The 12,266-nt window shown below is 61.2% G+C and carries 10 protein-coding genes; 2 read left to right on the forward strand and 8 right to left on the reverse strand.

Annotated elements, in window-relative coordinates; all coding sequences use genetic code 11:
• The first annotated feature begins 53 nt into the window (after positions 1 to 53).
• Positions 54 to 2,306 (forward strand): glycoside hydrolase, encoded by a 2,253-nt coding sequence (locus AC07Y2_RS05140; protein WP_103385566.1) that lies wholly within the window; start codon positions 54 to 56, stop codon positions 2,304 to 2,306.
• Positions 2,307 to 2,309: 3 nt separating this feature from the next.
• On the opposite strand, the gene AC07Y2_RS05145 is transcribed toward AC07Y2_RS05140, so the two are convergent.
• Positions 2,310 to 2,936 carry a class I SAM-dependent methyltransferase gene (locus AC07Y2_RS05145; RefSeq protein WP_039764532.1) on the reverse strand — a complete coding sequence of 209 codons (627 nt, stop codon included), beginning with the start codon at positions 2,934 to 2,936 and terminating at the stop codon, positions 2,310 to 2,312.
• A gap of 217 nt (positions 2,937 to 3,153) precedes the next feature.
• On the opposite strand from AC07Y2_RS05145, the gene AC07Y2_RS05150 reads away from it, so the two are divergent.
• On the forward strand, positions 3,154 to 4,524 hold the full coding sequence (locus AC07Y2_RS05150; RefSeq protein WP_052266505.1) for a hypothetical protein: 1,371 nt from the start codon (positions 3,154 to 3,156) through the stop codon (positions 4,522 to 4,524).
• Between the two features lie 53 nt (positions 4,525 to 4,577).
• On the opposite strand, the gene AC07Y2_RS05155 is transcribed toward AC07Y2_RS05150, so the two are convergent.
• From AC07Y2_RS05155 to AC07Y2_RS05185, 7 genes are all read right to left on the reverse strand, one after another.
• Positions 4,578 to 5,222 (reverse strand): methionine ABC transporter permease, encoded by a 645-nt coding sequence (locus tag AC07Y2_RS05155; protein ID WP_103385567.1) that lies wholly within the window; start codon positions 5,220 to 5,222, stop codon positions 4,578 to 4,580.
• A complete protein-coding gene (locus AC07Y2_RS05160; RefSeq protein WP_074689424.1) occupies positions 5,212 to 6,336 on the reverse strand; it encodes a methionine ABC transporter ATP-binding protein in 1,125 nt (374 codons plus the stop codon). Before AC07Y2_RS05160 ends, AC07Y2_RS05155 begins: the two co-directional genes overlap by 11 nt.
• A gap of 2 nt (positions 6,337 to 6,338) precedes the next feature.
• Positions 6,339 to 7,148 carry a MetQ/NlpA family ABC transporter substrate-binding protein gene (locus tag AC07Y2_RS05165; RefSeq protein ID WP_007952748.1) on the reverse strand — a complete coding sequence of 270 codons (810 nt, stop codon included), beginning with the start codon at positions 7,146 to 7,148 and terminating at the stop codon, positions 6,339 to 6,341.
• A gap of 67 nt (positions 7,149 to 7,215) precedes the next feature.
• The gene (locus AC07Y2_RS05170; protein WP_074689426.1) at positions 7,216 to 8,568 is read right to left on the reverse strand and encodes an LLM class flavin-dependent oxidoreductase; all 1,353 of its coding nucleotides are present in this window, start codon (positions 8,566 to 8,568) and stop codon (positions 7,216 to 7,218) included.
• On the reverse strand, positions 8,568 to 9,761 hold the full coding sequence (locus AC07Y2_RS05175) for an SfnB family sulfur acquisition oxidoreductase (protein WP_039764543.1): 1,194 nt from the start codon (positions 9,759 to 9,761) through the stop codon (positions 8,568 to 8,570). The genes AC07Y2_RS05170 and AC07Y2_RS05175 overlap by 1 nt, the downstream gene beginning before the upstream one ends.
• Before the next feature lie 24 nt (positions 9,762 to 9,785).
• Positions 9,786 to 11,027 (reverse strand): SfnB family sulfur acquisition oxidoreductase, encoded by a 1,242-nt coding sequence (locus AC07Y2_RS05180; protein WP_039764545.1) that lies wholly within the window; start codon positions 11,025 to 11,027, stop codon positions 9,786 to 9,788.
• A gap of 266 nt (positions 11,028 to 11,293) precedes the next feature.
• On the reverse strand, positions 11,294 to 12,058 hold the full coding sequence (locus tag AC07Y2_RS05185; protein ID WP_103385568.1) for a hypothetical protein: 765 nt from the start codon (positions 12,056 to 12,058) through the stop codon (positions 11,294 to 11,296).
• Positions 12,059 to 12,266 lie beyond the last annotated feature (208 nt).

Raw genomic sequence — 12,266 nt, forward strand, 5'->3', positions numbered from 1 at the left:
AGCATCGGAGTATTCGGTTACCGTCCCTTCTCCTCCAGGAGAAGGGATGTCTGATGCTTACCGTTACCTTCTGGCTGCGCGTGTTATTGCTGATTGCCGGTTTGAGCCTGCCGTCCCCGTCACAGGCCGATACGGTATTGGAGAACCCGCTTTGGCGCGTGCAACTCGATCCGGCAACGCTGGCTGTTCGTATCACGCCTGCAAACGGTGCGACGGTGCAGGCCTCGGCGGGCGTTGCCGCGCATAAGGTCAGCCACTTGAGCAGACGGGGTGATCGTATCGATTGGCAATGGGATGACGGAGCCTGGACCCTCAGTGTCGCGCTCGATCAACGTGATCTGTCCTTCTCGATCACGGCGCGCGAGCCCGCGGAACTGGAATTTCTGCGTCAGCCCGCCAGCGCGATGGGCAAGGGACTGATCTGGCCCCTGGCCGAGGGGCACTATGTGCCGCGAGGCGATCCGGTGTGGCAGGCATTCCTTTTGAGTCAGGGCGAATTCAATACCACTCAGGATCTGAGTCTGCCGCTCTGGGGTGTTGAACAGGATGGCTTCAGCCTGCATTGGCTGATGACCAATCCCTTCAACAATCGGCTGTTGTTCAGTGCCCAGGGCAAGGCTTTGGCACTGTCCGCGCGGCATCACTTCACTTCGCTCGATCCGTCCGCGCCATTGACGTTCACGCTGTTTCTCGGGGCGGCGGACCCGCTGGCTGGCGCCAAACGCTACCGGCAATGGCTGATCGATAACGGTCGCTATGAAACGCTGAGCAGCAAAATCGAGAAAACGCCTCAGGCGAAGCGGCTGCCGGGAGCCAGTCATCTGTATCTTTGGGGCAACGATCTGCTGGGGGCCAAGGATGTGCGCAGCTGGCCCGTGCTGCTCGACACGTTGCGCGGCAGCGGCTCACTGGCCCGTGAGCTGAAAACGGGGATGGACCGTGAGGCGTTGCAGATACTTGCCACTGGCGGGGAGTTGAACGGTTATCAGAAAAAAGTGCTTTTACGCAGTCTCAACCACGCCCTGAATACCCTTGCACGCAAGACCTGGCAGGCCCGAGCGGTGCCGGACATGCAGGCTCTCGTCAAAGGTTACGCTGAAGTACGCGCGAAAGTGGCAGCCGATCTCGGCGACGCATTGATTCCCGAGCCGGAGCGATGGGGCAGCACTCTGTCACTGGACACGATCAAGCAATTGCAGAACGCCGGACTGTCCCGTTTGTGGTTGGGACTTGGTGAGGGCTGGGAAGGCGGCCTCTGGCACCCCGAGACGATCAAGGCGGGCGTGGCGGCGGGCTATCTGATCGCGCCTTACGATTCCTATGAGACGGCGCTGAGCCGCAGTGAAAATCCTGACTGGACCACCGCACACCTGGGGGACAAGGCGAATCTTGAATGCGCAATCGTGAAGAGCGATGGAACGCTGAAAAGCGGCTTCCAGCAATCGGGGCATTACACCGATCCCCGGTGCGTGCGCCCACTGCTTGAGCGACGTGTGACGGCCATTCGGGATGCCGCCGGTTTCAATAGCTGGTTTCTCGATGCCTATGCCACCGGGATGCTGTTCGACAGCTACCGTCCCGGGGCAACGATGACCCAGGCACAGAATGCCGAGGGCAACATCGGAGCATCACGCTGGATCAATGAAGTGCTTAAGCTGCCTGCCGGTTCGGAGGATGGCAACGCAACGACCGCGCAAGGCGTGCTGTTCGCCCATGGAATGCAGACCCCGGTGATCGGTTGGGGCGACGTCGAAATGAGCAAGAACACCAAGTCCAGGTATTTTGCAGGCAAGTGGTATCCGCCGGAGCAGCCGGAGGTTTTTTTCAAACCTGTGCCGATCAAGGAATCTTTGCGCCGTATTCACTTTGATCCGGCCAGCCGTCTGCCGTTGTATCAGGCGGTGTTCCATGGCTCGGTCATCACGTCCCACCATTGGCTGTTCGATAGCCTGAAACTGACCAATGTACGGGCAGATAACGAACTCGCTCAGTTGCTCTACAACGTCGCGCCGCTGTATCACCTCAGCGCCGACACTCTGGCGCAACGCATACCGCTGATTGCCCGTCAGGATGCTTTTTTCCGTCCTTTGCATGAACGTCTGGCGCCCCAGGCGCTCACCGGTTTCGAATGGTTGAGCGAAGATCGGCTGGTGCAGCAGACAGCCTTTGAAGACGGCACGCAATTGCTGGCCAATTTTGATGTGCAGGGGCGTGAAGTACAGGGGCAGACATTGCCCGCACGGAGCATCACTGTGCGCTCGCCCGAGCAGGCGCCAGCTTACTTTCAGGTTGAGACAGGGCCCTGAGTCTCAGGTCTTGCGCCAGACACTCGCCAGCCAGGGCTGCTGCTCACGCGGCAGCCCCGCTGGCCGGTAGTAATGCTCCAGCTCGACAAACCCGGCAGCGGTCAACAACCCGCGCCATGCTTGCAGATCGTGATACGAGCCATAACGCGGCCCGTTCCAGCCCTCACGGTTATCCCCGCGCGGATTGGAACTGAACAGCACGCCGCCCGGTTTCAATGTCCCGTGCAGTTGTTTCAAGACCCGGGGCAACTCCTGCAACGGCACATGAAACAGCACCGCATTGGCGAAGATCCCGTCGAAGCGTTCTGCCGGCAGATCCAGCTTCAGAAAGTCCTGACACCATACTTCACAGCCACTGTCATCCCGCGCCATCTGCGCGAATTTCTCCGCGCCGTCGAGACCGACGGCGACGTGTCCCATCCGGGTGAATGTCTGCAAATCCCGCCCCGGCCCGCAGCCGAAATCGAGGATGGAAAACGGCGCGTCACCCTGGATGTGCCGCAACAGGGCGTCGATGTTCTGGCTGACATCGTGATCGCGGGTGCCTTCACGAAAATCCTCGGCCACCGAATTGTAGTGGCCGAGGGTGGTGGAGGTGATCTGCTCAAGGTCGAGAGGATTCTGTTTCATGGTCGGGCTGCGGTGGCAATCGGGTTATCGGAATATACGCCATGCGTGCGAGGCCTGTGAGACCAGGGATCCGCAATGAGGTCGGTGTCGATGTCATAACTATTTACCGCACGGCGTGTTCGGGCGACTGCTGAAATAGCGCCCGTGCGATAGATGGCTGTCGCGTTGTCTGCCCTTTTCAATCAGGAGGGACTCACTTGGAAAAACAGGATTTCCCATGATCACGGGTCGCAAAACCACCGTTACCTCACCGCCCCCTCGTTCTGCGACGGACACGACCTTCAACCGCTTGCGGCCTGGCAGGACGCATTCGATCGACGAGCCTGCGGTGAAGGTGTCACGAGTTGCACAACCAGTCGCCGACAGTCAGCCCGGGCTCCCGATATTTTCCGATCACATCACGACCAGTCCGCTGCCGCTTGTTGAAAGTGCTTCCATTCAATCGGTGCTGCCATCGCTGAACAACTACCGATTGACACTTCCCGCTCAATTGCCAGCGGCCGACGCCAAGGGCATCAGGCACTTCAAGGGGCGCCAGTTCGTCGACATCGCACCGGGCGAAGTCGTGCAGATTCGGCAGGACGCGACAACAGGCGAGTATCGCGCCACTTTATCGTCCGAAGGGGTTGCATCAGGACCTGCGCTGGTACTCGATCGTCGGACGATGATCTGGAAGCCGGTGCACGCTTCGATTCTGTCCGACATCAGTAACGTCATGAACACCCGGACAGACGCGCCGGGAAAATTCTACGAGGGCCGCGATGACCGGTTCGAGCAACGGGTTTCCGAGTCCGTAACCATTGTCGCGCGCGGTCTGGGACAGTTTTCCCCCCAGCATTCAGCCATTTTGCGTTCGGAGCTTGGAAGGGCGCAGGGAATGTTCTCCGATGCAAAGGACTGCATCGGGGCGAACTATGTCGAGACCACAGAAGTATTGCAGGGGTACTTCGGTCAGCATTATGAACTCGTCAGGGAGCGACTCGGCGATTGCCTGTCGCGGGGCGAGGCGCTGTCCAGGGAGTATCAGGGACCGTGGGGGCAGGACAAGTTCGTGGGCGTGGAGTTTGACCCGGATCGCAGGGCCCGGATGTTCACACTCGACTTCCATGGCCGGTTCTTCATCAGCCAGAATCTCATCGAGCCAGGGGGATTTGCGGCTGTTTTGGGCCACGAAATGATGCACACCAACCGGATCAATCGATTCAAGAGCGTAGGGCCCGGTGCAGTGGATTTCTTTTACCTGGATGTCCTGATGGGAAAAGCACTGGATCGTCCCGTCCCTGCCTACGACATTGCCGAGCGCGGTGTGTCCGAGGTCATCATGCAGGGTGGATTGACGGTGGCGTATCTGAACGGCTTCACGAGTGACCATGACAGCTTCATCGCTGGAGTCGCGCAGGCTTTGGGGGTTTCGGATGCGCTGGATGTTCAGAGTGCCGTTGAGCTGTTCAACGCCCATCCGACGGTGCGGACACAGATGGCTTCGAACAATGCCGACAGCATTGTTTATGCTGCGAAAAGCCTGCAGCAATTGCATCTGGCGAGAACGGCCGACAGCCGCTTGATGAGCAGTTTGTTGGTGAGCTGAACCCTTGGCCCGGCAAGGCGCGAAAGCGGACATTTGCGCTTTCGTGCGAGAAATCAGCGCTTGTTCAAACCCCGCGCCAGGCGATCGCCACCCAGCTGAATCACCGCCACCAGTGCCACCAGCAGCACGATCACGGTCAGCATGATCTGGCTGTCGAAGCGCTGATAGCCGTAGCGATAGGCGATGTCGCCCAGACCGCCGGCGCCAATCGCTCCGGCCATGGCCGATGAGTTGATCATCGTCACCAGGGTGATGGTGAAGCCACCGACAATCCCCGGCAGCGCCTCGGGCAGCAGCACATGCCAGACGATGTGCCAGCGCCGGCAGCCCATGGCCTGCGCGGCTTCGATCAGGCCGTAGTCGACTTCACGCAGGCTCACCTCGGCGATACGCGCGAAGAACGGCGTGGCCGCAATGGTCAACGGCACGACCGCCGCCCACACGCCGTAGGTGGTGCCGACGATCAGGCGGGTGAACGGAATCAGTGCCACCATCAGAATCAGAAACGGGATCGAGCGAAACAGGTTCACGAACGCACCCAACGCGCGATTGAGCACTGGCGCTTCGTAAATGCCGCCCTTGTCGCTGGTGACCAGAGTCACTGCCATCGGAATCCCGACGAGCAACGCGATCAGCGACGACACGCCGACCATCAGAAACGTGTCGATAAAACCCTGCAGCAAGCGATCAAACCACATAACCCAGCACCTCCGTGCGTTGTGCCCATTGCCCGGCGCGCTCACGCAATTGCTCGGCATTCAGCTGCGAACCCGCGACCGCCAGCAACAGTTGCCCGAGCGCGTGGCCCTGAATCCGTTCCACGCCGCCCTGGAGCAATTTCACCCGGCCACCGAGCGCGGCGAACAGCGCGGCCAGATCCGGTTCGTCCTGTTGGCTGCCAGTGAACTGCAAGCGCAGCACCACGGCCGCATCGGGCGACGACGGTTGCGCCTGCAAACGGCTTTGCAATTCTTCGGGCAAGGCGTGTTGCAGCGGCGCGAGCAAGGTCTGGCTGACCTCGTGCTGTGGGTTGCCGAACACTTCCCAGACCGGGCCCTGCTCGACGATGCGGCCGTGTTCGAGCACGACGACGCGATCGCAGATCTCCCGGATTACTGCCATCTCGTGGGTGATCAGCACGATGGTCAGGCCCAGGCGTTTGTTGATCTCGCGCAGCAGGCCGAGGATCGACTGGGTGGTTTCCGGATCGAGGGCCGAGGTGGCTTCGTCACACAACAGAATATCCGGGTCATGCACCAGCGCACGGGCGATGCCGACGCGCTGTTTCTGCCCGCCGGACAGCTGCGCCGGATAAGCCTTGTGCTTGGCTTGCAGGCCCACCAGTTCCAGCAGTTCGCGCACCTTGTTCTCCCGCTGTTCCTTCGGGACGCCGGCGACTTTCAGCGGCAGTTCGACGTTCTGCCACACCGTTTTCGCCGACATCAGGTTGAAGTGCTGGAAGATCATGCCGATCCGCCGGCGCAGGGCGACGAGGCGATCCTCGTCGTATTCGCCGATGTCCGCCTGATCGATCAGCACCCGGCCCGAGGTCGGTTGTTCGAGGCGGTTGATGGTGCGGATCAGCGACGATTTGCCGGCGCCGCTGCGGCCGATGATGCCGAACACTTCACCGCGCTGGATCGCCAGGTCGATGCCTTGCAGGGCGGCGACCGGGCCTTGTTTGCCGTCGTAGGTCTTGCCGAGCCCGACGAAGCGCACATGAGCGCGGTTCAGTTCGGGATGCAGTTCGGTGCGCTGTGCCAGCGCGGGTGGCTCTGGAAGATCCAGTCGCCGTTGGATGGCCGCGGTCATCCTCAGCTTTCCCAACCGGCCTGGTAGAGCTTGCCGTGGGCCTTATCCAGTGCGGCGCGCACGGCCGGCGAATGCTGGTAGATGTCGACGAACTTGATCAGGCGCGGGTCGGTCTTGCTCTTCGGCTGGATCACGAACTGAATCACGTATTCCTTGTGGTCGAGGCCGTCGAACAGCAGCGCGGAGCCGGCGTCGAAAGTCTTCGCCAGACGGATGTAGGCCGGGTAGCCCTGGACCAGATCGGCGTCATCGTAGGCGCGCACCAGTTGCACGGCTTCGACTTGCAGGATCTTGATCTTCTTCGGGTTGGCGACGATATCGTCTTCAGTGGCCTTGTAGCCAACACCCGGTTTGAGGGTGATCAGACCGGCCTTGGCCAGCAATTGCAGCCCGCGTCCGCTGTTGATCGGGTCGTTGGCGATGGCGACGCTGGCGCCTTCCGGCAGCTCGTCGAAGCTTTTGTATTTCTTCGAGTACAGGCCGACGTTGTTGATGATCCCTGGCGCGAACGGCACCAGGTCGAAACCGGAGGCGGCCTTGGCGTTTTCCAGGAACGGGATGTGCTGGAAGTAGTTCACGTCAATGTCACCGGCGGCGAGGCTGACGTTCGGTGCGATCCAGTCGGTGAATTCCACCAGCTCGACTTTCAGGCCTTGTTTGGAGGCCTCTTCGACGGCGGCTTCCAGCGGAATCGCGAAGGCGGCGGTGGTGCCGATTTTCAACGGGGCATCTGCGGCGAACACCGCCGAGCTGAACAGGCCGAAGGCCAGGGCCAGTGCTTTGACTGGGTGGGACAGGAGCTTCTTGGTCATGGTGGTTTTCCAGTCAGTGAAATTAGCCTGATTCCCACGCCGAGCGTGGGAACGATGAGTGCCGGGGTTAGTGTCGGTAGTGGGCGCCGGTGTGTTGCTGCGGCAGGTGCGCTTCGCCGTGAAACAGTTTTTCCCGCAGGCTGCCGGTGTCGTACGCGGTCTTGTACGAGCCGCGCCGTTGCAGCTCCGGAATCACCAGATCGATGAAATCCACATAGCTTTCCGGGGTGACGATGCGGGTCAGGTTGAAGCCGTCGAGGCCGGTTTCGGCGATCCACGATTCCAGTTCATCCGCCACTTGCTGCGGTGAGCCGACCACGGTGATGTAGCGCCCGCCCAGAGCGTGCTGGTCGAGCAATTTGCGCCGGGTCCAGTCGTTGTTCTGCAGGTTCTTGGTGGCGGACTGGATCGCGTTGCTCTTCACGTACTGGATCGGTTCGTCGATTTCGTACTGGGAAAAGTCGATGCCAGTGGACGCCGAAAAATGCGCCACGCCCGCTTCGGCGCTGGCGTAGCTCAAGTATTCGGCATGCTTGGCCCAGGCCGCTTCCTCGGTCTCGCCGACGATCACATTGAGGCCCATGAACACCTTGATGTCCTCGGGATTGCGACCCGCTTCGACGGCGCTGGCGCGGACCTTGTCCACCTGCACTTTGGTCGACTGCTTGTTCTGGCCGCTGATGAACACGCACTCGGCATGACGCCCGGCGAACAGCAGACCGCGATCCGAACTGCCGGCCTGGAACAGCACCGGCGTGCGCTGCGGTGACGGTTCGCACAGGTGATAACCCTCGACCTGATAGAACTCGCCCTTGTGTTCGACCTTGTGCACCTTGTCCGGCTGCGCGTAGATCCGCTGCTGCGGATCGTTGAGCACCGCGCCGTTTTCCCAGCTGCCTTCCCAGAGTTTGTAGAGCACTTCGAGGTACTCGTCGGCCTGGTCGTAACGCCGGTCATGTTCGACCTGTTCACTGAGGCCCATGGCCTTGGCGGCGCTGTCCAGATAACCGGTGACGATGTTCCAGCCCACCCGTCCACGGCTCAGGTGATCGAGTGTCGACATGCGTCGGGCGAACAGATACGGCGGCTCGTAGGTAAGGTTGGCGGTCAGGCCGAAACCGAGGTTTTTGGTCACCGCGGACATCGCCGACACCAACAGCAGCGGATCGTTGACCGGCAGCTGGATCGACTCTTTCAGGGTGACGTCCACCGAGTTCTGATAGACGTCGTACACGCCGACGATGTCGGCGATAAACAGCCCGTCGAACAGCCCGCGCTCCAGCAGTTGCGCCAGTTCGGTCCAGTACTCGATGGTCTTGTACCGGGTCGAGGTGTCGCGCGGATGCGTCCACAACCCGTGGTTGATGTGGCCGATGCAATTCATGTTGAACGCATTGAGCAGGATCTTTTTCTTGCTCATCAGATGGTCCCTCGCAGCGGAGGGTTTTCATCGTTGAGGTAGTAATTGCCGACCGCGTGATATTTCCAGCGCACCGGGTCGTGCAGCGTATGTACCCGGGCGTTGCGCCAGTGACGGTCGAGGCCGTGCTCGATCAGGGTGGCCTGGCTGCCGGCCAGTTCGAACAGGGTGCTGCCGGCGGCCAGGGAGATTTCGGTGCTGATCGCCCGTGCTTCGGCGACGGCAATCGAGGCCGCTGCAACCGTCTCGGCATTGGTCTCAGCCTGGGCCGCATCGAGGAATTCGCCGGCGCGTTCGAGCAGGGCTTCGGTGGCGTGCAGGCGGATGCTCAGGTGGCCGAAGCTCTTGAGGGTCAGCGGGTCTTCGGTGGCCTTGTCGTTGCCCGAGTCGATCCATGGCCGGGTCTTGCTGCGCACGAAGTGCAGCGCATCTTCGTAAGCGGCGCGGGCGATGCCGGTGTCGATGGCGGCGTGAAGGATCTGCGCCAGCGGGCCGACCGGGGTCGGGCGCTCGAAAGCGCTCTGGAACGGGATGACATCTTCGGCGGCGACATACACGTCTTCGAACACCACTGAACCGCTGCCGGTGGTGCGCTGGCCGAAGCCGCTCCAGTCGTCGATCACGGTCAGGCCTTTGCTGTCGCGCGGGACGAAGGCCAGTTGCTGCACGCCGTTTTCATCGACCACGGACGTTGGAATGCGTTGGGCGTAAATCGCACCGGTCGCATAGAACTTGCGACCGTTGATGCGATAACCGCTGCCGTCGCGTTCGAGGCGGGTGACCCGGTCGTGGGCGGTCCTGGTGCCCAGTTCTGCCAGGGCATTGCCGAAGCGCTGGCCGGCGAGGACTTCGGCGTACAAGCGTTGTTTCTGCTCGTGGCTGCCGTTCACCCGAAGCACTTCGAGGGCATAGAAATGGTTCTGTGGAATCTGCCCCAGCGAGCCGTCAGCCCGGGCGATCAGGGCGATGACTTTGGCCAGGGTCACGTTGGATACGCCGGCGCCGCCGTATTCCTTGGGCACGCTGATGCCCCACAGGCCGGAGCGGGAAAACACGTCGAGTTCCGGCAGCGGCAGCCGGCGTTCGCGGTCGCGCAGGTTGCTGTCGCGCTGGAAATCTTCGGCCAGGTCGCTGGCGACGATCAGGGCTTGCTCGTCGCTGGTGATGAGCGCGACGGGATGGGAAAAGGTCATAGGTTTTCTCCAGATGTCTGGTCGTCAGATCCAGGAATGGCGAGCCGGAAGTTTTCCGTTGAGGCGATAGGCGCCGACCGCGTGGTACTTCCAGCGCACCGGGTCGTGCAAGGTGTGCACCCGGGCGTTGCGCCAGTGACGGTCGAGGTTGAATTCGGCGAGGGTGGCGCGGCTGCCGGCCAGCTCGAAGAGCTTTTCGCTGGCCAGCAGCGAGATCTCGGTGGTCAGCACCTTGGCTTCGGCTACGGCAATCGATGCGCGGGCGGCGGATTCGGCGGTCAGTGGCGCGGCGTGCACCTGATCCAGCACCTGCCCGGCCTTGCGCAACAGCGCTTCGGCAGCGTGCAGTTCGATTTTCAGTTTGCCGATGTCGGCGATCACGTAGAGGTCATCACTGGCCCGTTCGACGTTGGCGTCGATCCACGGCCGGGCGCGGGTCTTGACGAATTCGATGGCATCATCGATGGCGCCACGGGCGATCCCGGCGTCGATCGCTGCCTGAATCAGCTGCGACACCGCGCCCTGGGTGTTGGGCTTTTCGTTGATCTTCCAGTTGTCCACCACGAGGCCGGCATCGACCCGCACGTTGTTCAACAGGATCGTGCCGCTGGCGGTGGTGCGCTGGCCGAAACCCGACCAGTCATCGACGATGCGCAATCCCGGCGTGCCGCGACGGACGAAGGCCAGGACTTGCTTGCCGTCATCGTTGAGCGCCTTGACCGCCACCCAGTGGGCGAACAGGGCGCCGGTGGAATAGAACTTCTGGCCGTTGATCACGTAGTCATCGCCGTCGGCGGTGATGCGCGCCTTCAGTTCCAGGGTGTCCTTGGTGCCGCGTTCAGGTCCGGCGTTACCGATGCGCCAGCCTTCGAGCACGCTCTGCAGCAGATGCTTTTTCTGCTGCTCGGTGGCGCTGCCGAGGATCAGGTTGATGATGCCGAACTGGTTTTGCGGGATCTGTCCCAGTGCCGGGTCGGCCGCGGAAATGATCGCGAACACCTCGGCCAGGGTGACGAAGGAAACCTGCGGGCCGCCGTACTCGCGTGGAATCGCGATGCTGCCGAGGCCACTGCGGGTGAACTGTTCGATTTCCGACCATGGCAGCTTGCGCTGGCGATCACGTTTGGCGGCCTGCACACGGGCGACCTGCGCCAGCTCATGGGCGGCCTTGATGGCTTGAGCGTCGTTGCGCAGCACTTGTGCGGGCAACAACAGCGGGGCGATGTCCAGGTCACTCTGGACGTTTGCGTCTGCCAGACTGGACATCAGTGCCGCTCCTTGGCTGCACGCAATGCCCTGGCGATCTGCACTGGGGTGATTGTGTTCCGGACCATGCTACCTACCTCACATCTCATGAAAAACGCCGCAAAGGTGCGGCGAACGAAAGAATGTCCGGTGGTCCGGTGCATATACCCTAATCGCGTATAAAATTTAAATAAACTAACTTTTAGGAATATGTATAGAAGGGGGCGTGGTCTGGCTGGTCAAGCGTGCGGCGACGAGGGACGGCGTCCCTCATCGACCGTTTTGGCTCATTTCTTTTGTGGCTCTGCCGCCTTCAGCGTTTCCTTGAGCGGCACCTTGAGGTAGGGATTCACGCAACCGATCTTCAGCGTTCGCGGCGGCGCCCAGCGCGAGTTGTTGCCGACCCGGTCGAGAATGCAGTAGGTCACGTCCAGCCGCAGGTCCTCGCCTGCTTCGGTGATGATCGCCGGCGGCACCCAGACCTGAATCGGCTTGCCGACATCGGCAGGGGTGATGAGTGCCAGATCCATCCGCACATCGCCCCAGCGCAAGGTGATGGCATCGCCTTCGGCCATGTTCAGATACGGCTCGATAGTCAATGGTACGCCGCGCCTGATCTGGTTCGCGTTGACGCCCTGACGGCGAATGGTGTCGGGCAGGGTCACGGGGGCCAGTTGCTGGTTTTCGTCACCGCACACCGCCGGTGGTTGCCCGCCGGGGCAGTCGAGCTTGGCTGTGACCCGCGCGGCTGCCGACAACGATGGGCCGTGACCTACCCGCATGACCCGATAGTGGATGCATGACGAGCCGCTGGCGATAAAACTCTCCGGCACTCGCAGGCTGACCGGGGTCGCGACGTCCTGCGCTGTCAGCATGTGAGAAGCGACGTAGCAGTTGTTCCAGAACAGTTCGATCAGGTCGCCCGTATCCATGTCCGGGTAGGGCGGCACATTGACCAGCAGCTGAGCCGCTGCCGCGAGGTTGATGCCGTTGTTCTGGGATGGCGCCAGGCTCGGCGCGGCCAGTTCGGGGATAGGCGAAGTGCGGGTCATGAAATCCTCTCCTTGAAGCCTTGCAGCGAAATCCGTTTCTGAAAGTTCAAATGGCCAGAATTGCCCGGTAATAAATACGGGGTCTTTCGGTCAATCGTTATTTGGTCTTTTTGATGTGGCGGGTTGCGATAAGTGACTAGATAAAAGTTCGCCGGAAGTTCTGTCAATGGACGGGGTTGGTTAATTGCAGAATTACGGATTTATCAGA

This window comes from Pseudomonas sp. GW456-12-1-14-TSB6 (assembly GCF_059424205.1).

Coding starts and splice junctions, on each gene's coding strand:
- AC07Y2_RS05160 (WP_074689424.1), bottom strand. CDS start 6,336: ATGACCGCGGCCATCCAACGGCGACTGGATCTTCCAGAGCCACCCGCG.
- AC07Y2_RS05150 (WP_052266505.1), top strand. CDS start 3,154: ATGATCACGGGTCGCAAAACCACCGTTACCTCACCGCCCCCTCGTTCT.
- AC07Y2_RS05175 (WP_039764543.1), bottom strand. CDS start 9,761: ATGACCTTTTCCCATCCCGTCGCGCTCATCACCAGCGACGAGCAAGCC.
- AC07Y2_RS05165 (WP_007952748.1), bottom strand. CDS start 7,148: ATGACCAAGAAGCTCCTGTCCCACCCAGTCAAAGCACTGGCCCTGGCC.
- AC07Y2_RS05145 (WP_039764532.1), bottom strand. CDS start 2,936: ATGAAACAGAATCCTCTCGACCTTGAGCAGATCACCTCCACCACCCTC.
- AC07Y2_RS05180 (WP_039764545.1), bottom strand. CDS start 11,027: ATGTCCAGTCTGGCAGACGCAAACGTCCAGAGTGACCTGGACATCGCC.
- AC07Y2_RS05170 (WP_074689426.1), bottom strand. CDS start 8,568: ATGAGCAAGAAAAAGATCCTGCTCAATGCGTTCAACATGAATTGCATC.
- AC07Y2_RS05140 (WP_103385566.1), top strand. CDS start 54: ATGCTTACCGTTACCTTCTGGCTGCGCGTGTTATTGCTGATTGCCGGT.
- AC07Y2_RS05185 (WP_103385568.1), bottom strand. CDS start 12,058: ATGACCCGCACTTCGCCTATCCCCGAACTGGCCGCGCCGAGCCTGGCG.
- AC07Y2_RS05155 (WP_103385567.1), bottom strand. CDS start 5,222: ATGTGGTTTGATCGCTTGCTGCAGGGTTTTATCGACACGTTTCTGATG.